Origin of the sequence: Amycolatopsis silviterrae (genome assembly GCF_042684085.1) — a bacterium.
Lineage (GTDB): Bacteria > Actinomycetota > Actinomycetes > Mycobacteriales > Pseudonocardiaceae > Amycolatopsis > Amycolatopsis silviterrae.
Map to the genome: position 1 here is coordinate 781,647 of NZ_JBHUKS010000004.1, position 25,359 is coordinate 807,005.

General features: G+C 68.0%; 26 protein-coding genes and 2 tRNA genes. 13 read left to right on the forward strand and 15 right to left on the reverse strand.

Annotated elements, in window-relative coordinates; translation table 11 throughout:
- Positions 1-25 precede the first annotated feature (25 nt).
- The 3 genes from ACFSVL_RS07460 to ACFSVL_RS07470 form a co-directional block, all read right to left on the reverse strand.
- Positions 26-3,739, reverse strand: a complete 3,714-nt coding sequence (locus tag ACFSVL_RS07460; RefSeq protein ID WP_378301681.1) for a S8 family peptidase — start codon at positions 3,737-3,739, stop codon at positions 26-28.
- 86 nt (positions 3,740-3,825) lie between these two features.
- A complete protein-coding gene (locus ACFSVL_RS07465; protein ID WP_378301683.1) occupies positions 3,826-4,479 on the reverse strand; it encodes an alpha/beta fold hydrolase in 654 nt (217 codons plus the stop codon).
- Between the two features lie 13 nt (positions 4,480-4,492).
- The gene (locus tag ACFSVL_RS07470) at positions 4,493-5,152 is read right to left on the reverse strand and encodes an HNH endonuclease family protein (RefSeq protein ID WP_378301685.1); all 660 of its coding nucleotides are present in this window, start codon (positions 5,150-5,152) and stop codon (positions 4,493-4,495) included.
- Between the two features lie 241 nt (positions 5,153-5,393).
- On the opposite strand from ACFSVL_RS07470, the gene ACFSVL_RS07475 reads away from it, so the two are divergent.
- The 5 genes from ACFSVL_RS07475 (at position 5,394) to ACFSVL_RS07495 (ending at position 9,162) form a co-directional block, all read left to right on the forward strand.
- Positions 5,394-6,431, forward strand: coding sequence for a tetratricopeptide repeat protein (locus ACFSVL_RS07475; RefSeq protein ID WP_378301687.1), 1,038 nt, complete (start codon positions 5,394-5,396; stop codon positions 6,429-6,431).
- A 73-nt stretch (positions 6,432-6,504) separates the two neighbouring features.
- Positions 6,505-7,392, forward strand: a complete 888-nt coding sequence (locus tag ACFSVL_RS07480) for a hypothetical protein (protein WP_378301689.1) — start codon at positions 6,505-6,507, stop codon at positions 7,390-7,392.
- A 10-nt stretch (positions 7,393-7,402) separates the two neighbouring features.
- Positions 7,403-7,768: a VOC family protein gene (locus ACFSVL_RS07485; RefSeq protein ID WP_378301691.1), complete on the forward strand. Its 366-nt coding sequence runs from the start codon at positions 7,403-7,405 to the stop codon at positions 7,766-7,768.
- A 19-nt stretch (positions 7,769-7,787) separates the two neighbouring features.
- Complete coding sequence (locus tag ACFSVL_RS07490) at positions 7,788-8,324, forward strand: helix-turn-helix domain-containing protein (protein WP_378301693.1); 537 nt, start codon at positions 7,788-7,790, stop codon at positions 8,322-8,324.
- 58 nt (positions 8,325-8,382) lie between these two features.
- Complete coding sequence (locus ACFSVL_RS07495) at positions 8,383-9,162, forward strand: class II aldolase/adducin family protein (RefSeq protein ID WP_378301695.1); 780 nt, start codon at positions 8,383-8,385, stop codon at positions 9,160-9,162.
- A gap of 1 nt (position 9,163) precedes the next feature.
- Here ACFSVL_RS07495 and ppk2 read toward each other — a convergent pair whose 3' ends face one another.
- Both ppk2 and ACFSVL_RS07505 read right to left on the reverse strand, forming a co-directional pair.
- On the reverse strand, positions 9,164-10,054 hold the full coding sequence (ppk2, locus tag ACFSVL_RS07500) for a polyphosphate kinase 2 (protein WP_378301696.1): 891 nt from the start codon (positions 10,052-10,054) through the stop codon (positions 9,164-9,166).
- A gap of 39 nt (positions 10,055-10,093) precedes the next feature.
- Positions 10,094-10,699 carry a hypothetical protein gene (locus ACFSVL_RS07505; protein WP_378301698.1) on the reverse strand — a complete coding sequence of 202 codons (606 nt, stop codon included), beginning with the start codon at positions 10,697-10,699 and terminating at the stop codon, positions 10,094-10,096.
- Between the two features lie 81 nt (positions 10,700-10,780).
- On the opposite strand from ACFSVL_RS07505, the gene ACFSVL_RS07510 reads away from it, so the two are divergent.
- From ACFSVL_RS07510 to ACFSVL_RS07530, 5 genes are all read left to right on the forward strand, one after another.
- Complete coding sequence (locus ACFSVL_RS07510) at positions 10,781-11,494, forward strand: hypothetical protein (RefSeq protein WP_378301700.1); 714 nt, start codon at positions 10,781-10,783, stop codon at positions 11,492-11,494.
- Between the two features lie 173 nt (positions 11,495-11,667).
- On the forward strand, positions 11,668-12,333 hold the full coding sequence (locus ACFSVL_RS07515) for a hypothetical protein (RefSeq protein WP_378301702.1): 666 nt from the start codon (positions 11,668-11,670) through the stop codon (positions 12,331-12,333).
- 1,092 nt (positions 12,334-13,425) lie between these two features.
- Entirely contained in the window at positions 13,426-13,626 is a 201-nt protein-coding gene (locus tag ACFSVL_RS07520) for a hypothetical protein (protein WP_378301704.1), read from the forward strand.
- Positions 13,626-14,030, forward strand: coding sequence for a type II toxin-antitoxin system VapC family toxin (locus ACFSVL_RS07525; protein WP_378301706.1), 405 nt, complete (start codon positions 13,626-13,628; stop codon positions 14,028-14,030). The genes ACFSVL_RS07520 and ACFSVL_RS07525 overlap by 1 nt, the downstream gene beginning before the upstream one ends.
- A 25-nt stretch (positions 14,031-14,055) precedes the next feature.
- Positions 14,056-14,253 carry a tyrosine-type recombinase/integrase gene (locus ACFSVL_RS07530; RefSeq protein WP_378301708.1) on the forward strand — a complete coding sequence of 66 codons (198 nt, stop codon included), beginning with the start codon at positions 14,056-14,058 and terminating at the stop codon, positions 14,251-14,253.
- Between the two features lie 86 nt (positions 14,254-14,339).
- Here the strand turns inward: ACFSVL_RS07530 and ACFSVL_RS07535 are convergent.
- The 7 genes from ACFSVL_RS07535 to ACFSVL_RS07565 form a co-directional block, all read right to left on the reverse strand.
- Positions 14,340-14,413 (reverse strand) — tRNA-Arg (locus ACFSVL_RS07535).
- Positions 14,414-14,455: 42 nt separating this feature from the next.
- A tRNA-Ser gene (locus ACFSVL_RS07540) sits at positions 14,456-14,545 on the reverse strand.
- 66 nt (positions 14,546-14,611) lie between these two features.
- Complete coding sequence (locus ACFSVL_RS07545; protein WP_378301710.1) at positions 14,612-16,321, reverse strand: phosphatidylglycerol lysyltransferase domain-containing protein; 1,710 nt, start codon at positions 16,319-16,321, stop codon at positions 14,612-14,614.
- A gap of 46 nt (positions 16,322-16,367) precedes the next feature.
- Positions 16,368-18,347, reverse strand: coding sequence for an acetoacetate--CoA ligase (locus tag ACFSVL_RS07550; RefSeq protein ID WP_378301712.1), 1,980 nt, complete (start codon positions 18,345-18,347; stop codon positions 16,368-16,370).
- 50 nt (positions 18,348-18,397) lie between these two features.
- Positions 18,398-19,054: a TetR/AcrR family transcriptional regulator gene (locus tag ACFSVL_RS07555; RefSeq protein ID WP_378301714.1), complete on the reverse strand. Its 657-nt coding sequence runs from the start codon at positions 19,052-19,054 to the stop codon at positions 18,398-18,400.
- A gap of 11 nt (positions 19,055-19,065) precedes the next feature.
- Entirely contained in the window at positions 19,066-19,956 is an 891-nt protein-coding gene (locus ACFSVL_RS07560) for a quinone oxidoreductase family protein (RefSeq protein ID WP_378301716.1), read from the reverse strand.
- Positions 19,957-20,041: 85 nt separating this feature from the next.
- Positions 20,042-20,674 (reverse strand): dienelactone hydrolase family protein, encoded by a 633-nt coding sequence (locus ACFSVL_RS07565; RefSeq protein ID WP_378301718.1) that lies wholly within the window; start codon positions 20,672-20,674, stop codon positions 20,042-20,044.
- 104 nt (positions 20,675-20,778) lie between these two features.
- Between ACFSVL_RS07565 and hisC the strand changes: the two genes are divergently transcribed.
- Positions 20,779-21,837: a histidinol-phosphate transaminase gene (hisC, locus tag ACFSVL_RS07570; RefSeq protein WP_378301720.1), complete on the forward strand. Its 1,059-nt coding sequence runs from the start codon at positions 20,779-20,781 to the stop codon at positions 21,835-21,837.
- Here the strand turns inward: hisC and ACFSVL_RS07575 are convergent.
- Both ACFSVL_RS07575 and ACFSVL_RS07580 read right to left on the reverse strand, forming a co-directional pair.
- Positions 21,830-22,591, reverse strand: coding sequence for a sulfite exporter TauE/SafE family protein (locus ACFSVL_RS07575; RefSeq protein WP_378301722.1), 762 nt, complete (start codon positions 22,589-22,591; stop codon positions 21,830-21,832). The genes hisC and ACFSVL_RS07575 overlap by 8 nt on opposite strands.
- Before the next feature lie 305 nt (positions 22,592-22,896).
- Positions 22,897-23,238, reverse strand: coding sequence for a VOC family protein (locus ACFSVL_RS07580; protein WP_378301724.1), 342 nt, complete (start codon positions 23,236-23,238; stop codon positions 22,897-22,899).
- Between the two features lie 78 nt (positions 23,239-23,316).
- On the opposite strand from ACFSVL_RS07580, the gene ACFSVL_RS07585 reads away from it, so the two are divergent.
- Positions 23,317-24,015, forward strand: a complete 699-nt coding sequence (locus tag ACFSVL_RS07585; protein WP_378302018.1) for a FadR/GntR family transcriptional regulator — start codon at positions 23,317-23,319, stop codon at positions 24,013-24,015.
- Positions 24,016-24,103: 88 nt separating this feature from the next.
- Positions 24,104-24,916, forward strand: a complete 813-nt coding sequence (locus tag ACFSVL_RS07590; RefSeq protein WP_378301726.1) for a class I SAM-dependent methyltransferase — start codon at positions 24,104-24,106, stop codon at positions 24,914-24,916.
- 4 nt (positions 24,917-24,920) lie between these two features.
- On the opposite strand, the gene ACFSVL_RS07595 is transcribed toward ACFSVL_RS07590, so the two are convergent.
- Positions 24,921-25,355, reverse strand: a complete 435-nt coding sequence (locus ACFSVL_RS07595; RefSeq protein WP_378301727.1) for an AAA family ATPase — start codon at positions 25,353-25,355, stop codon at positions 24,921-24,923.
- Between the last annotated feature and the right edge of the window lie 4 nt (positions 25,356-25,359).

Sequence of the window (25,359 nt, forward strand, 5' to 3'; positions counted from 1 at the left end):
CGCGGGTTATCCGGCTGCCTCTTTCTCAGGAGAGCCCGTAGGCGCGGATCACCGTCTGCTGCACCGCGTTCCCGTCACCGTCGGATCCGTGCACGCGCAGTGCGACGAAGCCGTTGGTCCGGTCCAGCCGCGGATGGTCGACCACGGCGCGGAAGCGGCCGTCGCCGATGTTGTCCATCCGCTTGATGTTCGTCCACGTGCGACCGTCGTCATAGGACACTTCGACGGTCAATTGCGGGTTCTTCGGCGCGGCCAACCCGTCCTGGTTGCGAACGGTGAACTCGACCGGCAGCGAACGGCCTGCCCGCGTCTTCTGCGTCAGATCGGTTTGCACGCCGTAATCCACCTGCAGCAACGGAAGCAGGTCCGTCTTGCCTTCGGCGGGCCGCTTCGACCCGAAGGTCCACGACGTTTCGGTGTGCGTGCCGTACGCCCAGTCCGAAGTGGACTTGGTCAGCGACAGGTCGAGCCGGTACTTCGCCGGGTCCGCCGAAGCCGGGAACTTGCCCCACGCCGCCGGGCCTTCCTTGACGAGGTTTCCGTCCTGGTAAAGCTTCGCGCTCACCTGGTCCGGCTCCTCGCCGATACCCGATTCGGAAAACGCGTAGTGCGAGGCTTCCGGGTCGGTGAACTCCGGGATGCGGAAGGCGAAGGTGTCGCCGGTGCGCGAGGTTTCCAGTCCGGCTCCGCGCGGGATCGCCGGCCGGACCACCGGCGCGTACCAGTTTTCCGTCGCCTTCTGTCCAGCGGTGAACGTGTGCGGCTTTTCGAGCATGCCGACCGCCAGCGGCTGGAAGGTGTCCCAGCTGAGCTTGTTGTTCACCCGGTGCTGCCAGATCGTCTCGTCCGTCGAGACAATTTCCTCGCGGGCCGTTCCGGTGTGCGCGTACCGCTGATACTGGTTGATCGCGGTCTTTTCCCACGGCCGCCATCCGAAGCGCTGTTCGGAAAGCCATTCGTCCTTGCCGGTCGCCCGGTAATTCGCGGTGACCGTCGCGCTGTTGCGCGCGCTGACCTGATAGACGATCTTCTGCGGAATCTGGTCGTGCGTCACCTGCATCACGTCGTACAGGTACGGGCTCACCGGCGTGCCCTGCAAAACCATGCTGGTGAAACCGAGCGCGGCCCGCTTGGCCAGCTTCATGCCCTGGTCGTTCGTGATCCGCACGGCGGGAATCGGCAGCCGGTTGCCGCGCGGCTGCCAGTGTGCGTACGTGTGCTCGTCGGGCAGGCTGATGACCATCACCATCGCGGCGCCCGCGGCGGCGGCCCGCTTTGCCGCGGCATCGAGGTCGGTGCCGTCCTTGGCCGGCGTCACCAACGCGATCCTCCCGCGCGCCCTGGCAAATTGCTCCGGTTTGTTGCCGTCGACCGGAACGACGTCCAGCCACTTGAACCCGGAAATCGTCGGAGACGACGCGTAGTAGAACAGTTCGGTCTTGAGATCAAGCCACGGCACGGTGGTCGCGGTCAGCATCGGCGCGGTGAGCTGCCACCGGCTGCCGAATTCGAACGTCCCGTTCTTCACCTTTTCCGTCGGCGTCACGTAGATGTGCCGGACGCCGGGGAATTCCATCACGTAGTTGGAGATCTTGCGCGAGCCGAATTCGCGGTGCGCGTAGCTGCTGATGATGTTTTCCAGCGTCGACGGCCGCGGTGTCTTGACCTCCACCGGCACCGCGTTCCGCGCGTCCATCACCAGGTTCAAGTCCCCGGTAATGGAGAACTCGGGCTTGAGCACGATCGCGAGCTCCTCGTCCGGAGCCAGTCCGGTGTGGAACATCGCGCGGGCGTAGTAGGTGCCCTCCGGAAGTTCGGTGACGAACGGGTGGTCGCTGACCATGTCCCGGACGATGTCGTACCGCATGTCGTCGCCGAAGATCTGGATATCCATCGGATGCGCCTTGCCGTCGCGCCCGACGCCGGTGACGGTCACCTTGTGCTTCGGCGGCTCCTTCACCAGCCCGATCGTCGTGTGCACCGCGCCGACGAGAACGCTGCCGGTGTAGTTGCCCGGCACCAGTGCGGCCGAGTCGACGGTGATCGCCACCGTCGCGGTTCCGTTCGCCGGAACCTCCACAGTGGACTTGTCCAGCTTCACCGCATTGCCCGGCGTAGCACCGTCGCCGCGCCGCAGGTCGAGCTTCGGCGTGATGGTGACCGGCGCGGAAGTCGTGTTGGTGTAGGTGATTTCCTTGCGCACCGGGCCGCTGTCGTTGGTGATCGGGCCGAGGTTCATCGTGCCGGTCGCGAAGACTCCGGGACGCACTGCCGCGGCCGCGAGATCCACCCGGCCGCCGCCCTGCTGGAAAGCGTTGAGCCCCGCAGACGGCTTCGACGTGCTGGCCAAGCCATCCTTGAGCTGCTGCGCAGTCCACTGTGGATAGCGCTGCGCCAGGATTGCTGCCGCACCAGCGACATGCGGCGTCGCCATCGACGTGCCGGACGCCGCGGTGTAGTACTGGTCCACCACTTCACCCAGCGAAGTACCGGCCGCACGCGCCGCGACGATTCCCACGCCAGGCGCGGTGATGTCCGGCTTCACGGCCTGGTCGCCGAGCCGCGGGCCCATGCTGGAGAACGGGGCCAGCTCGTCCTTGCGGTCCACCGCGCCGACGGTCAGCGCGGAATCCGCGGTGCCCGGCGTGCCGATGGTCGACGCGCCGTTCTGGCCGTCGTTGCCCGCGGCGACCACGAACAGCGCGCCAGTGCGGGCGGTGAGTTCGTTGAGGCCGACGCTGAGATCGTCGGTGCCGTCAGTCGCGCCGCCGCCGAGGCTCATGTTGATGACCTTGGCACCGGAGTTCGCGGCCCACTCCATCCCTTGCAGGACTTCGGAAGACGAGGCGGTGCCGTCGTCGCCGAGCACCTTGCCGACGTACAGCTTCGCACCGGGAGCCGCGCCCTTGCGCGTGCCGCCCGCGGCCGCGCCGCTGCCCGCGATGGTCGCCGCGACGTGCGTGCCGTGGCCGAACCGGTCGACGACGTCCGGGCTGGTCGAGAAGTTCGCCGACTTCGCGACCTTGCCCGCGAGGTCCGGATGGTTGGGGTCGTAGCCGGTGTCGAGCACGGCCACGGCGACGCCTGCCCCGTCGAACCCGGCCGCCCACGCCTCCGGCGCCCCGATCTGCGGGACACTGCGGTCGAGCGACGCGTGCACCTTGCGGTCCAGCGTAATCCGTTCCACCGCACCGGAAGCCGCGTGCGGACCGGTGAAGGACTGCCAGAACTCGCCGGCGCGCTTCTTGTCTTCGCGCACCGCACGACCGTTGACGCTGGGCAGTGCGGCGCCCTGCGTGGTGGCGGCCAGCGTCGGGACGGACGCGACCGAGACACCCTTGGCGTAGTGCGCGATCAGCGGCACCGTGGGAGTCGCCTCGTCGGTGTACCCCTGTGCGATCAGGTCGGTGATGTTGAACAGGGCTTTGTCGAGGCGCTTGTCCGCGACCAGCGACAAGGCGTCGGCCGGGGTGACCGTCAGCTTGCCGTCCACTTCGGACTGTGTGAAGCGGATTTTCTCCCGCCCCTTGCCAGGCCGGACGGTCGCGATCTGCCGTCCGCCTTGGACGCTTTCGACTTGCACGACGTCACCGGTGAGCAGGGTGACCGTGTGCCGCTCACCGGGACCGGATGCCGGTGAACCGCTCGCGGGCTCGGCCGTCGCGGGCACCGCCTGGCCGAGTGTCGCGACCAGTGCGCCCGTGCAGCCGAGAGTGATGGCTCGTGATCTCCACGTCATCGCACCAGATTCGGGGCGAGGCGGGGTTCACGTCACTAGCTCGCGGTGTCGCGGTTGTGACATGTCGCAACTAGGACAACGCCTGGTTAGCCAGCCACTGTCGCGTAATAGGCCATCAGGCGGTCAGCCAGTTCGTCCGGACGGCTCAACAGCGCGAGGTGCGATCCGGCCATCTCGTCCGAGGCCACCCCGAGCCGCTCGCGCGCGACCCGGCGCAACAGATCGGCGGCGAAGAACCGGTCGTCGCGGAAGAGCAGCACCTTCGTCGGCACGTCCGGCAGCCGCTCGCCCGGCCAGGGCACGCTGTACTCGGCGCTGTTCTGATCCCGGCCGCGGCGCTCGTTCTCCTCCGCCAGCTCGGCCGGAACGTCCGCCATGAACTGCTCGGTGGTGCTCAGCCCCTCGGCCGACTCGAAGCCGACGTTGCCCCACCACTCCCCTGGCGCCTCGCCCGGCGCGGGCACCATCCCGGCGACGAACACGAGCAGCCGCGCGTTGACCCGTTCCGCCACGAGGGGCACGGTGAACCCGCCGTAGGAATGGCCGACCACGACGACCTCGTCGGCATCGCCGATCGCGGAGACGACGGTGTCGGTGAAGTCAGCCCAGGCCGCTTGCGGGTCCTCGATGGGCAGGTCCGGGGCCACGACGTCGTGACCGGACTCCTTGAGCCGCGCGGCGACCAGATGCCAGTCCCAGCCGCTGCCGCCGCCCCCGTGGATCAGTGCGAAGGTCGCCATGTCGCCCAGCTTGTCACGCTGGGCAGCGCTTCAGCATGTCCTGCAGCGCGTTCTTCTCCATGTCCGTGATCGTGAGCCCGTAGTAGTGCTTCACGGTGACCCAGTCGGTCGCGTACGTGCACCAGAACGACACCAGCGGCGGCTTCCACTCGTCCGGAGCCTTGTCGCTCTTCTGCCGGTTCACGCTGGCCGTCACGGCGAACAGCTGCGGCCGCGTGAGGTCGTTCGCGAACTGCTCGCGCTTCTCCTGCGTCCAGTCGCGCGCGCCGCTCACCCAGGCCTGGCCGAGCGGAACCATGTGGTCGATGTCGAGCTGGCCCGGCTTGGTCCAGGTCTCGCCGTCGTAGACGCTGACCCAGGTGCCCGCCGTCGGCTTGCAGTCGCTGCCAGCTTTGACGTCCTTGCCCGCGCGCTTGAGGACGGTCTCGCGGGTGTCGCAGCTTTCGCCCTGGCTGTCCCAGTGCTTGAACTTGTCGCGTGAATAGCCGGTCATCGTGCCGCGCGCGCCGATCTTCAGCTCGGACAGCTGCTTCGTCGCGTCCGCGGCGGACGCCGGTGCCGCTTCGGACTGGGTGTCGCCGACTTCGCGCTGGCCGTACCAGAACCCGACGACAGCGATGAGCAGCACGACCGCGAGCAGCACGGTGCGCTTGGTGGGGAACGGCCGGGCCATGGTGCGCTGGATCCTCTCGGGCGGGGACTTCGGGGAGCCGGAGTATGCCTGTCGCCAGGCCGGTAATCGCGCAGACACTCTCGGCAGCACGGCGGGCGTGGCAAGGACCACGTCGGGCCAGTTGTTGCCCGGCAACGAAAAAGCGCAGATCAGCGGGGGTGGATAACTCTGGAGAAGGTGTCACGTCCGCGGCGGCTCGAACGACTACCTGAGTGGGGAGCCGGAAGGGAGCGGGTCCGAAATGCCCGGGCGGCTGCGGAAGTGGAACACGCGCGTCGACGACTACCTGCGCCGGAAAGCGGCGGAGGGCGGCAACGTCGTCGCGATGGCGCGCGTCGCGGCTGACCTGCGCGAACGCGGCGATTCGGCGGAGGCGGAGGAGTGGTACCGCCGGGCTGCGGCCGGCGGGGACCGGGTCGCGATGACCGCGCTCGCCCATCTGCTCGCCGAGCGCGGCGCCGACGAAGAGGCCGCTCGCTGGTACCACGAAGCCGCGCAGGCCGGCGAGCCGCACGGGATGCTCGGATATGCCCGCACCTGCGAAAACCAGGGTCATCTCAACGACGCGGAGCACTGGTATGCCGCCGCGTTCGAAGCCGGCGCGACGGAAGCGGCCGGTCTGCTCGGCCATCTGCTCGTCGAGGACGGCCGGTACGCCGACGCGGAGGGCTGGTGCCGCCACGCGGCGGAGGACGGCAACCCGGCGGCGATGCTGGACCTCGGCGTGGTCCTGCGAGAACTCGGCGCGCAAGGCGAGATGGAGCATTGGTGGCGAGCCGCGGTGGACGCGGGCGAACTCTCCGCGACCTGCCTGCTGGGCCGCCAAGCGGAACGGGCCAACCGGGAGGGCGACGCCGAGCGGTGGTTCCGTCGCGGCGCGAAGGGCGGGAATGTCGAGGCGAAGGTGCGGCTGGGGCTGTTGCTGCATCGCCGGGGCGACCTCGAAGAGGCGGAGAACTGGTACCTCGAAGCCGCCGAGGCTGGCGACGCGGCGGCGATGACCAACCTCGGCGTCCTCGCCCGCAATCGCCGGGACGACGGCGAGGCCGCGGCTTGGTATCGCAAGGCCGCCGAGCACGGCAGCATCCCCGCGCTCACCAACCTGGGACATCTCGCCGAAGCCCGCGCCGACCTGGCACAGGCCGAACGCTGCTTCCGGGTCGCCGCCGAGACCGGCGACGTGCAGGGAATGCTGAGCCTGACCCGGATGCTGCGCGCTCGCGGCGCGACCGCCGAGGCCGACCACTGGCAGTCCCTCGCCGCCGACCGTCCACAGTAGACACCAGGCTCGGGGTCGATCTCCGGGATCTTCCCGGATGTTCCCCGGTACCGGCGCGGCTAGCGTCGATCGAGTGTTCCGACGCGTGCTTCTCGCCATTCTCGCCGGTATCGCGGTGTTCCTGGTGCCGTGGACCGTCTACCTCGGGCTGACCCTGCCCGAGCATTTCGACACGAGCCAATGGCGGGTCGCCTGGGTCGGTTTCGACGTCGTCCTGGTGCTGTGTTTCGCCGCGTCCGTGCTGCTCGGGATGCGCCGCAGCCGCGCCTCCGTGCCGATGCTGGCCGCGACCGCCGCGCTGCTGTGCTGCGACGCGTGGTTCGACGTCGTCCTCGACTGGGGCGGTCCCGACCAGTGGGCCAGCCTCGGCACCGCGCTGCTCGCGGAGCTGCCGATCGCCGTGTTCCTCCTGCTGCGCGCCCGCGCCCTGCTCGCCGGCAAAGCGCGGCCGCGGCCGTTGACCATGCGCGACATCGCCGTGCACACGAACCCGAACTACCAGCGGCTGCTCCACCTCATGCCCGCCACTTCGGCCGAACTGCGCGCGCAGCTTCCGTCGATCGACGTCCCGGCCGCGCTGCTGACCCTCACCCACGCCGGCTACACGCGCCGCCACCGCGACGGCCGCTGGCATGCCGTCCCGCAGAGCACGAACGAAGCGAAGCCGGAGGACTTCCCCGAGGCCGACCGGCCCGCGCTGGCGGCTTACCTGAACGCGAAGTACGACCGCGAGGTCCGGTTGATGGCCTGGGCCGCCGAGCGACGCGACACCTTCGACGGCTGGACCGCCGGGAGCCGCGCGGGCATGCGGTTGAGCTACAAGGACTTGAAGGAGTTCGAAGCGGAGTACCTGGAACTGGTGCACCGCTACGCCGCCCGCGAGCCCGGGCCGGGCGACGGACGTCAGCTGGCGGTGCGGTTCTACGCCTTCCCGGAGCCGAAACCCGCTGAGCTGGCGTAGGTTTCGAGGCATGATCCATCATGTGCAGGTCGCCTGCCCAGCGGGCGCGGAGGACGACGAACGTGCGTTCTACACCGGCGTGCTCGGGTGGCCGGAGCTGCCGAAACCGCCGTTGCTGGCGGCACGCGGCGGATGCTGGTTCCGCGTCCCCGGCCTCGGCGGCCCGGACGGCGAACTGCACGTGGGCGTCGAGGCGGACTTCCGACCGGCGCGCAAGGCGCACCCGGCTTTCGTGGTCGACGTGGACACCGTCGCCGCCGCGATCGAGGCCGCCGGTGGGTCCGTGACCTGGGCAGATCCAGCGGAAATCCCCGGACGGCGACGGTTTCACACCTTCGACCCGGTCGGCAACCGGCTGGAGTTCCTCGCCGGCTGAGCCCGCTTACAGTGTGGGGATGAGCCGGGAGGCAGAAGAAGCCGAGCAGCGGATCGCGCGACGTCTGCGCGAGCTTCGCCAGGAACGCGGGCTGACCTTGGACAAGGTCGCCGCCGCCGCGGACATCACGCCTGGCTACCTGTCCCGCGTCGAGAGCGGCCAGCGGGTGCCCAGCCTCGGCACGCTCGTGGTTCTTGCCCGGGTGCTGGACGTCAGCGTCGCTGACCTCGCCGGTTCCGGGGAACGCAGCTCGCCGATCGTCAAGCGCGAGGACGCCGTCACGTACGGCACTCGCGGCGCGTCCTTGACCCATCTGTCGCCGCCGTCGTCCTCTGTTGAGGCGACCTTGGTGACGCTGCGCGGCAAATCCGTCCCGCCGCGGCCGACCCGGCACCGTGGCGAGGAGTGGCTGCACGTCGTCAGCGGCCAGCTCGAACTGACCCTGGCCGGGGAAACCCATCTGCTGGCGGCTGGTGACTCCGCGCAGTTCCCCGGCACCACCGAACACACCCTGCGCGGTGCCCCGGACGCGGAAGTCCTCGTCGTGATCGCTTGACTCTCGACGTGCCTCAGAGGCACTCTGTTTGCCAGACAGGCAAAGTTGGGAGATGCTGATGACCGACGCCCCCGTGGCCGAACTCGACCTCGACACCCTGCCCGAGCAGCTGGATTCCGTCGCGGCCGAACGCGCGCACCGCAAACGCCAGCTCGCCGTGGCCTTCCGCCTGTTCGCCCGGTACGGCTTCGACGAGGGCATCGCCGGGCACCTCACCGCGCGGGACCCGGAGTTCCCGAACCGGTTCTGGGTCAACCCGTACGCGGTGCACTTCTCCCGGATCAAGGTCAGCGACCTGCTTCTCCTTGACGAAAACGGAAAAGTGGTGGAAGGAACGCGGCGCACGAACAAAGCCGCCTTCGCCATCCACTCGACCATTCACGAGGCGCGCGAGGATGTCGTCGCCGTCGCGCACGCACACACCATCCACGGCCGCGCCTGGTCAGCGTTGAACCGGCTACTGGACCCGATCATCCAGGAATCCTGTGCGTTCTACGAAAATCACGTGCTTTTCGACGAGTACAAAGGCCTGGTCCTGGAACGCGACGAGGGTGTCCGCATCGCCGCCCGGCTCGGGCCGAAACGCGCGGCAATCCTTCGCCACCACGGATTGCTGACCGTCGGACGAAGCGTCGGCGAGGCAGCGTGGTGGTTCATCACGATGGAACGCGCCTGCCACATGCAACTCCTCGCCGAAGCCGCCGGCACGCCTCGGGTAATGACCGCCGAAGAAGCCACGCTCGCCGCCCGGCAATTCGGCAGCGCGAACATGGCACGCAACAACTTCCGGCTGCTGGAGGACCTGATCGTCGAACAGGAACCAGACGTACTGGACTGACTCAGTCGCCGACCGCGTCCCGCCCCCGCTTCACAATCAGCGGATCCGGCTCGCCGACCACCTTCGCGTCCTTGCCCTCATAGTCGAAGCGGGACAGGAAGTAGCGCATCGCGTTGATCCGGGCGCGTTTCTTGTCGTTGCTCTTGATCGTGATCCACGGCGCGAGATCGTTGTCCGTGCGGAGGAACATCGCCTCCTTGGCCGCGGTGTAGTCGTCCCATTTGCCGAGCGACTGCAGGTCCATCGGAGACAGTTTCCATTGCCGCACCGGGTCGACCTGCCGGATGATGAACCGGGTGCGCTGTTCGGCCTGAGTCACCGAAAACCAGAACTTCGTGACCGTGATCCCGCTCTCCACCAGCATTTCCTCGAACAGCGGCACCTGATGCATGAACTGCTCGTACTGGTCCGGCGAGCAAAACCCCATCACCTGCTCGACCCCGGCGCGGTTGTACCAGGACCGGTCGAACAGCACCATCTCGCCCGCGGTCGGCAAATGCTGGACGTACCGCTGGAAATACCATTGGTGCGCTTCCCGGTCGCTGGGCTTGGCCAACGCGACCGTCCGAGCGTGGCGCGGGTTGAGGTGCTCCATGAACCGCTTGATGGTGCCGCCCTTGCCCGCGGCGTCGCGCCCCTCGAAGAGAATGACGTGCCGGCTGCCGGTCTCGCTGATCGAGTTCTGCAGCTTCAGCAGTTCGACCTGCAGCAGGTATTTGGTCTCGTCGTACTCCTCACGCGGCATGCGCTCGTCGTACGGGTAGTTCTCCCGCCAGGTGTCGACCGCCTTGCCGAACGCGTCGATCAGCACGGGATCGTCATCGTGATCCTCGCCGACCGAATGCCCGTCGATCTCCAGCCGATCGATGTACTCCCGCACGTCCCGCAACATGCGGCCGACCTTAAGCAGCGCAGGTGAACGAGAGGTGTCTCAGGCCAGGAACCGCTGGAGGTCCGCGTGCGCCTTCTCCGGCTGCGGCAACTGCCAAACCGGCAGCCGATGCAACTGCGTGACCGTCAGCGGCGCGGTGAAGTCCACTCCGTACTCTTCACCGCTGCTTGCGGCAAACCGCAGCCCCTCCGGGGAAAACCCGGTCCCGATCGTAACGAGATGCCCGCCAGCCACCTGATCGCTCACGGCAAGCCACGCTCCGGCGAAGTGCAGGACGGCCGCGTCGACCGTGGCATCCCGCACAGTCCACCGCACTCGCGGCCAGTCCGCCGGGTTCTGCTCGCTGAGGTACTGCCGCACCGCCGCGCCGACCCGGCTGCGATCCGGCATCGTGCCGACGGGCTCGACGAGGTTCATCAACTTCCCCAGCGGACCGTCGAGAGCGTCCGGCCGCAGGGTCGTCCCGACGAGCGCTGCCCGATCGCCCGCGTCCGTCCGATGTCCCAGCCAGTAGACCCCGCCGGTCGGAGTGTCGTCGACCATCGCGATCCATCGACGGTGCTGCTGCGGCCATTCGAGATCGAAGACCTCGCCTCTCGCCGCGGCTGCGCCTTGCGCGGATCCGTCGAGCCGTTCTCCCTGCATAGCTGAAATATATTCGTCTCGGCGATATAGTCGGGCCGAGCCAGGTTACGGTGCCCGGTTCGCCGGGCGGAAGGCTGCGGGATGACCGACAACGGGCGCGTCGAGCCCCCGACGAACCCCTTCAACCTGCCGCCGCACGGATACCCGCCACCGCCCAAACCCCGTCGCACCGGCTGGATCATCGGCGGGATCGCCGCTCTGGTGGTCGTGCTGGGCGTCGGGATCGCCGTCGGGGTCGTGGCCGGACAACCCTCCGAGCGCCCGCCGGAACCAGCCGCCGCGCCCGGTTACTCGATGGACCACGTCGGCAATGCCTGCGATCTCGTCGATCCCGCCCTGCTGCGGAAGTGGTCGCCCACGCCCAGCGGCCCGCCCGAGCACAAGGAAGTCCGCCCGAGCAAGACCAGCGCCGGCAGTCTGAGCTGCCAGATCCGCTACACCAGCGGCAATGCGCTGGACTCCGCCGAAGTGCTCCTGGACGCCGAATTCACCAACGGAACCGCGCCGTCCTTCTACGAGAGCTGGAAACGCGGCAACGCCGCCAAGACCGGCGAAGGCAAGGCGTCCGGTCCGATCACCGGAATCGGGACCCAAGGCTTCTGGCACTCCGAGGTCTTCGGCGACCTGGTCGCGAACACGCGTTACGTCCTTTGCGTAGTGGACGGCAACGTCTCAGTCCGCGTGCGGCTCAACTTCAGCCGCAGCCGGGACGTCGCCCAGGTGCACCGCGAAGAAGTCCAGCCGATCGCCGAAGCACAGGCCCGCAAGGCGTTGAGCGGGCTGAAAGGGAACTAGGTTTTTCATGCGGCACAACGAGGTACGCGCAGATGACTGACTCTCCCGGCAGCGGCCAGCACCCCAATCCGGTTCCGGGGCAACAGGTTCCGGGATGGAACCCCTCCCCAGGGTACCCGGGATACGGCTACCCTCCGCCCCCGAAACCGCCCGGCCCCAAGACCGGATGGATCGTGGCCGGAGTGATCGGAGCGGTCGTGGTGCTCGGCGCCGGAGTCGCGATCGGACTGTCCGTCAGCGGCGGCTCCTCCCCTTCGGAAGCCAAACCCGCACCGACAGTCCCGACCCCAGCCCCGTCCACCACGGCGTCCCCCACCTCGCCACCGGGCAAGTACTCGATGCGCGCCATCTCCAACGCCTGCGACCTGATCGACCCCAAACCGCTGGCGAAGTGGTCCTCCACCCCGAAGCCACCGGTCCACCGGGAAGCCCCGCCAGACGGCGGCTACGGCGGTGGCCTGACGTGCACTCTCGGCTACACCAGCACCTCCACGACCGACGGCACCACCACGAACGAGGCCGGAATCAGCCTCGAGGTCGAATTCGCGTCCGCGGACGAGCCACCAGCCTTCGACAAATGGAACACCGGCCCGCGGCAGGGCTGGACCACCGGCACGACCAACGGACTCGGCACGCGCAACTACTGGCGCGCGGGCGCGGTCACGGAACCGGGACCCGGCGCGAGTTACATCGTCGGGGTGCAGGACAGCAATGTCTCGGCGGAGATCCAGGTCGCCGTGCACCGGGCGAAGGGCGAGGCGCCGCTGAAGATGGACGACCTGTCGGCGATCGGGCAAACGCAGATCCGGGCGGTGCTGGATCGGCTGAAGAAGGCGTAAATGAAACAACGGTCCGGAAGCGAAAAGCTTCCGGACCGTTGTCTACTGTCTCGACCAGACAGTGCGCCCGAAGGGATTCGAACCCCTGACCTCCTGGTCTGGCTTCGGTCACCCTTGACCATCATCGGTCGAAACCGTCCATGACCAGGCCGAACGACCCCGAGCCATCTTGCATCGCTCGTCATCAAGCACCGTTATTTGGTGCTGATTACTGGCAATTTACTGGCATGAGATCGAGACCTCGGCACCTTGTCCAGCAACCTAGAATGAGTGACATGAGTCACATTGTGGCGTCTGAGCAGGCGGGAGAGACGCGCAGCAACAGCACCCGCGCAATCAAGACGGTTCGGAACACAAGACGAGTTCCGGACGGAATTTCACATGCACTTAAGCCGGGGAACGAGGCAACGGTTTGCGGTCTCGCTGTCAGCCCTCTGCATGTCTTCCCAGATCTAGTCTTCGAGAATTTCTCCCTCGGCCGTCGCTGCGACAAATGCTCCAGGAAGCTGCCATCGAGTACTTAGCAGTGATCTTTTGATCTCTACCTACAAGTGGGGGCCTCTTCGGCCATCCCGGCGACCTGGCTTTAGCCCGATCAAGCCTGTCAACGGGGCACCTTCCAACCGTCGGCGAGCGTACCGCGAGACTGCCCCCTTGACAGGCTTGATGGCCCCTGGGAGGTCGTCGGGATGAGAGTGAGGCACACACGGACGCAACCGATGCGCCCGACTCGACCATCCTGGTGGCCTGCCCGTCCGGCGAGGACATCTCTTTCAGCGCGGCTGCTCGCGACTCCTCCGGCGGGTGGCCCGCTGGGCTGCTTTTTTCGCGGGCGATCGGCGGGGACCGGGCGCCAGCCCGCACGCCCCGTCGATCTTGCCCGCGGGTCAAACACCGTGCCCAGCGGCCCCGGAGGGACCGCCTTGAAACGAGTAAGGAAACTCTGAACACGAGAGCTTCACGCTGGTCACACTCCGTCAGATCCGCCAAATTTGGGCAAGCCCGCATGTCAGGTCCGCCAAGGTTGGCCAAATTTGGCCAACTTCCGCGGTAGTCTTCCCCTGTACGGCACAGTTCTTAGGGTGGTGGACCATGACGACCAGTGGCGCGGAGCAGCCGGCGCACGAGGGGCTGGATGGTCCCGCCCTGCGCGATGCCCTATTCGCGGACAAGAACGTGCAGCCGATCAGGTCGGTGGACGACTGGGCACGCGAGGACATCTTCGAGTCCCTCGATGAGGTGCATGAGTTCCGGGACTGGGTGACTACGGAGCGGAAGGCTAACCTGGCCTAGTGGCTTTGGAAGTCGTGCTCGACACAGATGTCGCGTCGGGCTTGTTCAAGCGGGATCTCCCGCCCTGGCTCGCGGGCAAACTCGTCGGCTGTCGCCCGGCGATCACGTTCGTGACGCTGGCAGAGCTGAACAAGTGGATGCACCTGCGCGCATGGGCGCTTCCTCGCCGTGAGCGGCTGGAACAGTGGATGCAACCGCTGCCGGTCCTCCCGGGTACGCCGAAGGTCGCACGCATGTGGGGCGAGATCTCCGCTTACGCCCAGCGGCGCGGCCGTCCCCGACCGCAGAACGACACGTGGATCGCGGCGTGCTGCCTAGCGTTCGAGATCCCGCTCGCAACTTTGAATGTGAAGGACTTCGCGGACTTCGTGGAGTACGAAGGACTCGTCCTGCTCGAACCATGAGCCGAGGATCGGTCAAAGGCCAGCCATGGACGTCACGTTCAAGACGCTCCGCAAGACCGTCGCCACGCTGCTCGACGAGGCGGGGCTCACCGCCCGCCAGATCGCCGACATCCTCGGGCACGCGCACCCGTCGATGACGCAAGACGTCTACATGGGCAGAAATCGCGTGCCGCCGCGAATGCGCTCAACTCGCTGCCTCTCGACAAAACTGGCAAACGGCTGACCACGCCGACGATTCGAGACAATCCCGAATAGCAAGAAACCCCCTGTCACCAGGGGGTTTCTTGCTTTACTGTCTCGACCAGACAGTGCGCCCGAAGGGATTCGAACCCCTGACCTTCTGATCCGTAGTCAGATGCTCTATCCAGCTGAGCTACGGGCGCGTGTTCAGTTGTTAACCTAGCACCTGCCGAAACAGGCACCAGCGGAGGCTCCGGGATTTGAACCCGGGAGGGGGGGTTACCCCCAACCGCATTAGCAGTGCGGCGCCATAGACCAGACTAGGCGAAGCCTCCTGGGTCCTAACGACCACTGCTCAGATAGGTTACACACCCCTCCACCACCTCCGGAAGGCACCCCCCTCAACGCTGCAGCACCCTCCGTAACCAGGGCGAACGGCCGCCGAGGCCCTCGGCTTCGAAGGTGGCGATGCCGACCCGGGGCAGCGACCCGACGCCCGGGTACACGAGGTACCGCGGGACCCATCGGGGCTGGAACTTGGCGTTGAACCGGTAGAGGCTCTCGATCTGGATCCAGCGCGAGAAGAAGTGCAGGACCTTCGCCGAGAGCCGCGCGACCGGGCCGGCTCCGATGCGCTGGCCCTGTTCCATCAGGGCGCGGAAGGCGGCGAAGTTCAGCGACACGTGGTCGATGCCGTTCTCGCGGGCGTACAGCAGCAGCTCCGAGATCATCAGCTCGTTCACGCCGTTGTCGACGGTCCGGTCGCGGCGCATCACGTCCAGCGAAAGGCCCCGTTCGCCCCACGGCACGAACTGCAGCACGCCTCGTACACGGCCGCCCTGTTCCGCGGTGACGATCACCGAACCGTGGTCGCCCATGCGGCCCAGCGCCATCGAGAATCCGCGTTCGGTCTCGGTGCCGCGCCACGTGGCGGCCAGGTGCACCAGCTCGGACAGCTCGCCGGGGCGCAAGTCCTCGGCCCGCCGCACCAGGACCTTGTAACCAGCCCGCTTCGTCCGCGACGCGGCCTGTCGCACGCCGCGCATCACGCGGCCTTCCAGCGTGAACGTCTTGGTGTCGACGACCGCCTCGTCGCCGATTTCCAGTACCTCCAGGCCGAACCGCGCCCACACCGTCGCGCCCAGCTCGGACGCGCCCATCGCGGCCGGGACCCAGGCATTGCGCTGGCAGATGTCCAGGTACTCCTCGATCGCGCCGGGCCAGGCCTCGTGGTCGCCGAGCGGGTCGGCCGAGGTCAGCGCGACTCCGGCGATCACGCGGAACGTGACGGCCGCTTTGCCAGTCTTGGAGAACACGGCGAACTTGTCCCGGCGCAGCGCGAAGTAGCCAAGCGAATCCCGCTCGCCGTGCTGTTTGAGCAACTCGTGCAGGCGCGCCAGTTCGTCGTCGGTCAGCTCCGGCGCGGGTTCGGCCGAGCGCAGCAGGAAGTACGCCGACACCAGCACGCCGGTGATGCTGAAGAGCAGCCCGATCGACGCGGACAGATCCTCGAACCACATCTCGTGGAACACCGCGGGCCCGCTGACGCCGGTGAGCGCGAGCGCGGACTGGGACAGCCGGTCGGCGAAGCTCAGCGGGTCGAGCATCCGGGCGGGCGCGACCGACAGCAGCGCGACGTTGAGCACGAACCCGGCCAGCACCAGCTGCAGCAGCACCCGCAGAGCGCGCCAGCGGCCGACCGTCGGGTCCGGGCGGGCGATGAAGTACCGCCGGGTGCTGAGCAGACCGGCGAGCAGCACCATGGACACCACGCCGGCGCCGAACACATGCCGAAGTCCGAGGTGTGACAACGCCAACAGCGCGGCGAAGCCGACCGCCAGCTGCCAGGCGCGGCGCTTGCGGCGCCGTAGACCGGCCGCCAGCATGATCAGCAGCACACCGGTGACCAGCGCCACAGCGGCCGCCGCGGTGGTCGCTTCGCTCGGCAGTTCCAGCCATTGCGCCACGTGCCCGCGCACGTCACGGCCTACCGGCACGACCGTGGACACCACTGCCAGCAGGCCGGCCAGCCTCGTCACCCACGTGATCGCGACCACCGACGTGACGCCGGCCGCTTGCCAAGTGTGCTGCGCGCGTGTCCCCGTCACCACGCGTGCAACACGAACGGCCCTGCCATCCTTCCCCCCGCTGGCGCGTTCAGTCCGCGGCGAGCGCCACAAAAGGGGCCAGCGCGGCCGGATTGGCCAGCGCGTCCCGGCTCACCGCCCTCTCCGGCGCGACTCCGGAGAGAATTCGCTTCACTGGTACTTCGCACTTCTTACCGTTCAACGTACGGGGAATCTCGGAAACGACGATGAACCGATCGGGTACGTGTCGCGGCGACAGTGCGTTGCGAAGCTCTTTCCGCAGGTCAGGCTCTACTTCTTCGAGCGTCGCGCCGTCCGTGAGTACTACAAAACACAGCAGCTGACCGTCCTCGTTGCCCGCCGCCGACGTGTCGATGACCAGCGAGTCGGCGATCTTGGCGAATGCTTCGGCGACCCGGTAGAACTCGGCGGTGCCCATCCGGACGCCGCCGCGGTTGAGCGTCGCGTCACTGCGGCCGTAGACCACCGCGGAGCCGCGGCGGGTGATCTTGGCCCAGTCGCCGTGCCGCCAGACCCCCGGATACGTGTCGAAGTACGCCTCCCGCAGCCGCGATCCGTCCGGGTCGTTCCAGAACGACACCGGCATCGACGGCATCGGCTCGGTGATCACCAGCTCGCCGACCTCCTCGACGACCGGTTCGCCGTGCTCGTCGAACGCCGCCGCGGCCACGCCCAGCGCGCGGCAGGACAGCTCGCCGAGCCACACCGGCACGTCCGGGGCGGCGGTGACGATCGCCGCGCACAGGTCGGTGCCCCCGGAAACCGCGCAGATCTGCACGTCACGGCCGATTGCGTCGGCGATCCAGCGGAAGCCCTCCGCGGGCAACGGCGAACCGGTCGAGCCTACGACTCGGAGCGCGCTGAGGTCGTAGCGCGCGGACGGGGTGAGGCCCGCCTTGAGGCAGCTCTGGATGAACGGCGCGGACGTGCCGAAGTAGGTGACGCGGTGCTGTTCGGCCAGATGCCACAGCACCTCCAGGTCCGGATGGCCGGGACTGCCGTCGTACAGCACGGTCGTGGCTCCGACGACGAGCCCGGAGGCGACGAAGTTCCACATCATCCAGCCGGTGGTGGTGAACCAGAAGAACCGGTCGCCCGGCCCGAGCCCGGTTTGCAGCCCGAGCGCCTTGAGGTGTTCGACGACGATGCCGCCGTGGCCCTGCACGATGCCCTTCGGCAGCCCGGTCGTGCCCGAGGAATACAGCACCCACAACGGATGCGCGAAGTCCACCGGCTCGTACGCCAGCTCGCCGCCCGCGTGTTCGGCGAGCATCGCGTTCCAGTCGATCGTGCCGTCGAGGGTCGCGTCGCCGAGGTATCGCACCAAAACGGTGGCTTCCAGCGACGGAATCTGTTCGCGCAGCCGCTGAACGTTGTCGCGGATGTCGAATTTCCGTCCCTGGTAAGCGTATCCGTTCACCGCGACGAGCACCTTCGGCTCGATCTGGGTGAAGCGGTCGGCGATGGCGCGGATTCCGAAGTCCGGGGAACACGACGACCAGATCGCGCCGAGGCTCGCGGTCGCGAGGAAGGCGATGAGGGTCTGCGGGCAGTTCGGCGCGAGCGCGACGACGCGATCTCCCTTGCCGACACCGAAAGCACGCAACGCTGCCCGCGCGGCGGCGACGTGCGCGCGGAGGTCGCCGTAGGTGAGTTGCTCGGCGAGCCCGTCCTCGCGGTGGAAGATCACCGCGAGTTCGTCGTCGGCCTTCGTCGCACCGCCAACGCCGGGGCTGAGCGAGTGTTCGGCGTAGTTGAGCGTGCCGCCGTCGAACCATTTCGCGTCCGGCATCGAGCCAGACAGAATTTCGCGCGGCGGCTCGTGCCAGCGCACGCCGAAAAACTCCGCCACCGCGGCCCAGAACTCCGGAACCTGCTCGACCGAGTAGTGCCACAGGTCGTCGTAGTCGGCCAGGTCGACGCCGCGCCGCTCGCGCAGCCATTGGCGGAAAGCCTCGATCTTCGTGTCAGCGACCCGGTTCGGGTCGGGTCGCCAAAGCACCTCGGGAACAGCGGCGTTCTCGGTCACCCGCCGATGCTACTGTGCCGATCGTTACTAACCCGACCACAGCCACGGCCTCATGGCTTCGTAGCACCGGTTACGTGCCGCGCGGGGGTCGGCCTACTTTTGGTCGGATTAGTAACCCCGCGATGCGCGCAAAGTCCGTTTTCGGCCGTGCCCACTCCGGCCAGCACCGCGCGGACGACGTCCTCGATGAAGGCGGAGGTCAGCTCCTGATGGCCGAATAGCGTGCGGAACACGACGGGCGCGGCGAACAGGTCGATCAGCAGCTCGGCGTCGTGGCCGGGCCGGAGGTCCCCGCGCTCCTCGGCCTTGCGCAGGGACACGAGGCAGGCCTCCCGGCGCGGGGCCCAGAACGTGGTCAGGAAGTCTTCCCGCAGTTCCGGGTCGTCCGCCAGATCGGCGGTCAGCGCCGGGAGGACGCGCCCGAACACCGGGTCGGCCAGTCCGGTCCGGAGCGCGTCGAGGTGGCCGATGAGGTCGCAGCAGGTGCACCCGGTGTCGATCTCCACGACCCCGACGCGCGCTTCCGCCAGCGCCGCGACCACCACGTGCTTCTGGCTTTTCCACCGGCGGCGGATGGCCGGCTTCGTGGTGCCCGCGCGCTGGGCGATGGCCTCCATGGTCAGCGCCGGATAGCCGGACTCCCGGACCAGGTCGCACACCGCGTCCAGCACGGCGTGGTCGATCCGTTCGTCCCTTCGGCGCGCCATGGATTCTCCCGCTATTCGTTGAGCAGCACGACCTTACCGAACGATTTCCCGTGCTCCACGTGCTGGAGGGCGGCCGCGGCCTCGCTCAGCGGGAAGGTTTGGTCGCGCACGGCGGAGAGGCGTCCGGCGGCGACCAGGTCGAGGACGCGGTCCCACGACTCCCGGCGTTCTTCCGGCGGCACCGAGGTGAGGCTGAACGCGAAGAACGTCGGAGAGTTGTGGAAATCGCGCATCAGCGGCTCGAAGGCCGCCGGTTCCGGGACTCCTGCTGTTCCTCCACAAAGGACATAGCGACCGTTGGGGCGCAACAGTTCCAGGTGCTCGCGGACCTGCGGGCCAGCCGCGGTATCGATGACTACGTCGTAGGTTTCCGCGGGACGCTCCCGGGTGCGGTCGACGATTTTCGCCGCACCAAGGGTTCGCAGCCGTTCGCCGTACTCCGCCGACGAGGTCACCGCCGTGACTTCCGCCCCGCGCGCGTGGGCGATCTGAACCGCGAGCACGCCAATCCCGCCGCTCGCGCCGCGGACCAGCACTCGTTCGCCGGGAGCCACCGCAGCCCGATGCACCGCGCGCTCCGCGACCATCGCGTTCACCCCAAGGGCGACCACGTCGGCCGGATCGAGGTTTTCGGGCACGGGGTACAGCTGGTCCGAGTCGGCCGCGACCTGCTCGGCGTAGCCGCCGGACAGGATGAGCGCCAGCACTCTCCGCCCGTCCGGCACCCGGCCGACGACCTCGACGCCCGGCACCGACTCGACGCCGTTCCGCAGATTCATGAGGTCGAAGTAGCCCACGCCGGCCGTCTCCGCCTTGACCACCACTTGCCCCGGACCAGGAGCCGGGTCCGGGGTCTCGCCAAGGACGAGCCGCTGCTGTGGTTCGACAAGCACCGCTTTCACGGGTGGTTCCTCTCGCCATAACGTTCCGTTCCGGATCGGAACGTTATTCGAGCACGCGGCACCCCGTCAAGGGCGCTGCCCGAGATCAGCGGAGGTGCGCGTCGAACCAGTCGAGGGTGCGCTGCCAAGCCTCTTCCGCCGCGCCGGGATCGGCGTCGAAGCGGTGGTTCGCGCCCGGATAGCGCACGACGTTCGTCGCGACTTTCGCCGACGCCGCGGCCTCGCGCAGCTGCTCCACCTCGGCTTCGCCCGCCTCGTCGCCGGCGTCGCCGTACATGCCGAGCCAGGGGCTGGTCACGCGGCCGGCGATCTCCAGCAGCTTCGGCAGTTCCGCGACCGCCTGGCCGCCGACGCTCACCGCCGCGCCGAACTTGCGATGCGAAGCGACTACCAGCGCCGCCGTGCCGCCGAGATCGAAGCCGACGACGCCGCGCAGGTCGGCCTCGACGCCGCGGTCGGTGAGCCACTCCAGCGTGCGGTCGGTGGCGTCGAGCAGGTCGCGCTGAGTGAGCTGTTCGCCGGACTCGATGTGCGGCGTGACGGTGAGCCAGCCTTCGCCGGCGAGGCTTTTGACCAGCAGCAGGACGCCGTCGGTCACCCCTTCGCCCTCGTGCAGGACCACCAGGCCGCCACGAAGCGCGCCGTCGGGTTCGGCGAAGGTGAGGCGGAGTGCGCTGCCGTCGGTACGCTGGTGATCCACGGTGGTCGTCGACGTCATCGCCTCATGCAATCACCTCTGGGTGAACATTGGGAACCTTTCCGGATCGCGCGGGGCGAGATACGGTGACCCCGTCGTCCCGTGAAAACCGAGGAGTTCCGACGATGCCGTCCCTCGCCCCCCGCCCTGACCTCGATTCGTTGCCGAAGTACGTCCCTGGCCGGACGATCGAAGGGGCCATCAAGCTCGCGAGCAATGAGGTGCCCGGCGGTCCGCTGCCGAGCGTCCAGGCGGCGATCACGGATGCGGTAACCGGCGTGAACCGGTACCCGGACAACGGTTCCCAGGCCTTGCGCGAGCGGCTTTCGCGACGGCTGGACGTGCCCGCGCAGCGGCTCGCGATCGGCTGCGGTTCGGTTTCGCTGTGCCAGCAGATGATCCAGGCGCTGTGCGGCCCCGGCGACGAGGTGCTGTTCGGCTGGCGGTCGTTCGAGGCCTACCCGATCGTGGTCCAGGTGGCGCTCGCGACGGGCGTGAAGGTTCCGCTGACCCCGGAGCACGGGCTCGACCTCGACGCGATGCTGGTGCGAATCACCGACCGCACCAAGCTGGTGTTCGTCTGCAACCCCAACAACCCGACCGGCACGGTGCTGCACCGGGACGAGATCGAGCGGTTCCTGGAAGCGGTGCCGCCGCACGTGCTCGTGGTGCTGGACGAGGCGTACAAGGAATTCGTCACCGACCCCGAGGTGCCCGACGGCATCGACTTCACGCGGACGCACAGCAATGTGGCGGTGCTGCGCACGTTCTCGAAGGCATACGGGCTCGCCGGGCTGCGGGTCGGCTACGCGGTGGCTCCGGAGCCGATCGCGCAGGCGCTGCAGCAGGTGTACGTGGCGTTCTCGGTGAACAGCATCGCGCAGGTGGCCGCGATCGCCTCGCTCGACGCGGAGGACGAACTGCTCGCCCGGTGCCGGGAGATCATCGCCGAGCGCACCCGCGTACGGGACGCGTTGCTGGAGATGGGCTACGAAATCCCGCCGACCCAGGCGAACTTCGTGTGGTTCCCGCTCGGCGACGCCACGGCGGCCTTCGCCGAGCACATGCTGGACCGGAAGCTGATCGTGCGCCCGTTCCCCGGCGAGGGCGCCAGGGTGACGATCGGAACGCCGGAGGAGAACGACCTGTTCCTGGCCGCGGCGAAGGAATTCCGGGCTATTTGAGGATCAGCTGCACGACCGCTGCGAGCCCGATCACGACGATCACGCCGCGAAGCACGGTGGGCGGCAGCTTGCGGCCGATCCTGGCCCCGAGCTGCCCGCCGATCGTGGACCCGAGCGCGAGCAGCCCGATCACCGGCCAGCTCACCGGAGCGACGAACGCGTAAATCGCGCCGGCGACGATGTTCACGACCGCCGACAGCACGTTCTTGACGCCGTTGAGCCGTTGCAGTGGTTCGGACAGCAGCATGCCCATGACGGCCATCATCATCACGCCCTGCGCGGCGGTGAAGTAGCCGCCGTAGATGCCGATGACGAAAAGCAGCCCGAACAACAGCGGCCCGGCGTGGTGCTCACGCCCGTTGGCCTCGCGGCGTTTCTGGACCCACTTCGACACCTTGGGCTGAACGATCACGAGCACGACCGCCAGCCCGACGAGCACCGGCACGATCTTCTCGAAGGCGTCCTTGGGCAGCGTCAGGAGAAGAATGGTGCCGCCGATCGCCCCGAAGAACGAGGCGACCGCGAACCGCACCACCTGCGGCCAGTACCCCACCAGCTCGTGCCGGTAGCCGTACGCGCCGCTGATCGTGCCCGGCGCGAGCCCGACGGCGTTCGACGTCGTAGCGGTCACCGGCGGATAGCCGAGCGCGACGAGCACCGGGAAGGTCACCAGCGTCCCGGAGCCGACCACGGTGTTGATGGTCCCGGCCCACATCCCGGCAACGAAAATGATGACGGCGTGCCACCAGGTCATAAAGCACTCACCCGCTGACCCTAAGCACCAGCCTGGAGGTCCGGCGACGCGATGTGTCCGGTCAGACACTCGAAGGAAGTGCCGCGGCAGGCAAGACCTAGCGATGGTCGCGGTGCGGTTCACCGGCCCGCCTCATGCGCGCGTCAGCAGGATCGCTGGTCAGTCGAATCGACCGCCAGCCCGCGCTTCACCTGACCATCAATCAGCCCGTGCCCCGGCTCCGCTCCAGCCATCAGCCCGCGTCCGCTTCCTCGCTCGCCTCCTCTCTCGATGCACGGCACTCACCCGGCCCACCAGAACCCGCCTCACCGCTGCTCAAAAACGCAAAACTCATTCCCCTCCGGATCCGCCATCACGTGCCACTCCCGGCCCCCTCCCCGCTCCGCCACCATCCGGGCCCCGGCCGCGGTCAGCTCGGCCGGATCTCCCCACACGTCCAGGTGCATCCGGTTCTTCACGGTCTTCGGCTCCGGCACCGGGTTCAGCCAGATCAGCGGCCCCTCGCCAGTGGGGTCGACGATCGCGACCGGCCACTCCGGCGAGCCAGGCGAGCCTCTACGGACGTAGCCGATCGCCGAGCACCACCAATCGGCCAGCATCTGATGGTCGAGCGCGTCCAGTGCCAGGTCTTTGAACTTCGCGGGCACGATCCCTCCCTTTCCCTGCCGCCGATGGTGACACCCGCCACCGACAATTTCCCGCGTCCCGCGCGGCCACCTGCCAGGATGGGCGGCGTGGCCCACGAATCCGACCAGGTCTGGAGCGCCACGGTCGACCATCTGCGCGCGATGATCGACTCGGGCGAGCTTCCGCCGGGCTCGCGCCTGCCCGCGGAACGCGCGCTGTGCGAGCAGCTCGGCATCAGCCGCGGGTCGTTGCGGCAGGCGTTGCGGGTGCTGGACTCGATCGGTTACGTCCAGATCCGCGCGGGGTCGGGCACCTACGTCCGCGAGCAAGGCACTGCCGAAAGCCCCCTGAGCAGCTGGTTTTCCGAGCACGAGCAGCTGGTGGAGAAGCTGTTCGACCTGCGCGCGACCGTCGAGCCGACCCTCGCCGAGCGGCTGGCCCGGCAGCACACGCCGCGGGTCGTGCAGCGGCTCGCGGACAACGTCGCGGAGATGGAGGCGGCCGCGGCGGACGGGGACATGTTGCGGGTCATCGCGACCGACGCCGAGTTTCACCGGGTGATCGCGGGCAACGCGGGCAATGACGACGTCGCTGACCTGCTTCGTTCGGTGCTCGCCCTGGTCGGCGAGGAACGCCGGGCCGCGCTGCGGTTGCCTGGCCAGATCCGCAAGGCCGTGGCCGAGCACCGCGCGATCCTCGACGCCATCAGCCGTTCGGACGCGGCGGCGGCCCGCGAGATCACCCTCAAACACTTGATGGACGCGAAAACCTACGCCCACGATTACGCGGCTCACTGAGCAAGAGCACCAAGAGGATGCCACCCCCGGCAATCAGCGCTACAGTCTTCACAAGTTTGTGAAAACTGTGACGCCAAGGGGGCTGACCGTGGAGAAAGTGCACTTCACCGAGGAGAAAGCGACCAACCTCGGCACGCTGTACGCCCGCGCTCTCGACGCGCGCCGGGACGATCCGATTCTCGGCGACACCGCCGCGGACGAGGCGGTCAAGAAGATCGACTACGACTTCCGCAAGCTCGGCGTGAACGAGAACTCCGCGGTCTCCGTCGCGATCCGGGCGCGCGCGATCGACGAGATGGCGGGCAAATGGCTCGCCGAACACCCCGAAGCGGTCGTCGTGCACCTCGGTTGCGGCATGGACACGCGCGTCTACCGGCTCGACCCGCCGTCGTCGGTCGCGTGGTTCGATGTGGACTATCCCGAGGTCGTCGACGTCCGCGGCCGGATTTACCCGGAGCGGCCGGGGTACACGACGATCGGCTCGTCGGTCACCGATTTCGGCTGGCTCGACCAGGTTCCCGGCGATCGCGAGGCGCTAGTCGTGGCCGAGGGGCTCACCATGTACCTCACCGCGGAGTCCGGCACCGAGCTGATCCGCAGGCTCGTCGGCAAGTTCCCGTCCGGCCGGATCGTGGCCGATTTCTTCAGTCCGCTCGGCGTCAAGGCGCAGATGATCAACCCGGTGGTCCGCCGCTCGGGCGCGACTTTGCATTGGGGCATCGACGATCCGCACGAACTGGAGCGCTACGGCCTCCGCCTGGTGTCCTGTTTGGACGCGACCGACTGGGCGACCGGCGACGCGGTGGCGAAGATCCCGACGGCGTCCCGGCTGGCGTTGCGCGCGTCGGCGCTGCTGCCGATGATCCGGAAGATGGGCCGGATCGCCGAGTGGGATTTCTGACCCGCTAACGAATCCGGCGCAGCACCGCGTCGGCGACCTCGGGCACCGGCACGGTGGTCACCACCTCGAGCGTCGCCGACGAACGCAGCAACGGCTCCACTTCGTCCAGATACCGCAACGTCTCGGCCAGTTCGTCCGGATGCTTCCCGTACGGATTGCCCGTCCGCGTCGTCAGCCGTTCGATCAGCACCTCGCGTGGCGCGCTCAGCAACACGATCTGCGTGAACCGCGGGTAGAACCGCACCTGGTTCGAGACCGTGCCGGACACGAACAACGGCCCCGGCTCGGACAGCAACGCGGCGATCCGGTCCTCGCACCAGAGCCCGTCGCGGGTGTAGCCGCCGTAATCGGTGTCGACCGTGCGGTAGCCGCGCCCGGCGAGTTCAGCGAGCAGACTGCTCTTGCCCACGCCGGACATTCCCGTCACCAGCACCCGCACGACG

Excerpts from the sequence above, each read along its gene's own strand:
- ACFSVL_RS07490 (WP_378301693.1), top strand. The coding sequence starts at position 7,788 with ATGAGCCGGGAGGCAGAAGAAGCCGAGCAGCGGATCGCGCGACGTCTG.
- ACFSVL_RS07565 (WP_378301718.1), bottom strand. The coding sequence starts at position 20,674 with ATGACGTCGACGACCACCGTGGATCACCAGCGTACCGACGGCAGCGCA.
- ACFSVL_RS07585 (WP_378302018.1), top strand. The coding sequence starts at position 23,317 with ATGGGCGGCGTGGCCCACGAATCCGACCAGGTCTGGAGCGCCACGGTC.
- ACFSVL_RS07575 (WP_378301722.1), bottom strand. The coding sequence starts at position 22,591 with ATGACCTGGTGGCACGCCGTCATCATTTTCGTTGCCGGGATGTGGGCC.
- ACFSVL_RS07465 (WP_378301683.1), bottom strand. The coding sequence starts at position 4,479 with ATGGCGACCTTCGCACTGATCCACGGGGGCGGCGGCAGCGGCTGGGAC.
- ACFSVL_RS07475 (WP_378301687.1), top strand. The coding sequence starts at position 5,394 with ATGCCCGGGCGGCTGCGGAAGTGGAACACGCGCGTCGACGACTACCTG.
- ACFSVL_RS07495 (WP_378301695.1), top strand. The coding sequence starts at position 8,383 with ATGACCGACGCCCCCGTGGCCGAACTCGACCTCGACACCCTGCCCGAG.
- ACFSVL_RS07555 (WP_378301714.1), bottom strand. The coding sequence starts at position 19,054 with ATGGCGCGCCGAAGGGACGAACGGATCGACCACGCCGTGCTGGACGCG.
- ACFSVL_RS07505 (WP_378301698.1), bottom strand. The coding sequence starts at position 10,699 with ATGCAGGGAGAACGGCTCGACGGATCCGCGCAAGGCGCAGCCGCGGCG.
- ACFSVL_RS07530 (WP_378301708.1), top strand. The coding sequence starts at position 14,056 with ATGGACGTCACGTTCAAGACGCTCCGCAAGACCGTCGCCACGCTGCTC.
- ppk2 (WP_378301696.1), bottom strand. The coding sequence starts at position 10,054 with ATGTTGCGGGACGTGCGGGAGTACATCGATCGGCTGGAGATCGACGGG.
- ACFSVL_RS07460 (WP_378301681.1), bottom strand. The coding sequence starts at position 3,739 with ATGACGTGGAGATCACGAGCCATCACTCTCGGCTGCACGGGCGCACTG.
- hisC (WP_378301720.1), top strand. The coding sequence starts at position 20,779 with ATGCCGTCCCTCGCCCCCCGCCCTGACCTCGATTCGTTGCCGAAGTAC.
- ACFSVL_RS07485 (WP_378301691.1), top strand. The coding sequence starts at position 7,403 with ATGATCCATCATGTGCAGGTCGCCTGCCCAGCGGGCGCGGAGGACGAC.
- ACFSVL_RS07510 (WP_378301700.1), top strand. The coding sequence starts at position 10,781 with ATGACCGACAACGGGCGCGTCGAGCCCCCGACGAACCCCTTCAACCTG.
- ACFSVL_RS07520 (WP_378301704.1), top strand. The coding sequence starts at position 13,426 with ATGACGACCAGTGGCGCGGAGCAGCCGGCGCACGAGGGGCTGGATGGT.
- ACFSVL_RS07470 (WP_378301685.1), bottom strand. The coding sequence starts at position 5,152 with ATGGCCCGGCCGTTCCCCACCAAGCGCACCGTGCTGCTCGCGGTCGTG.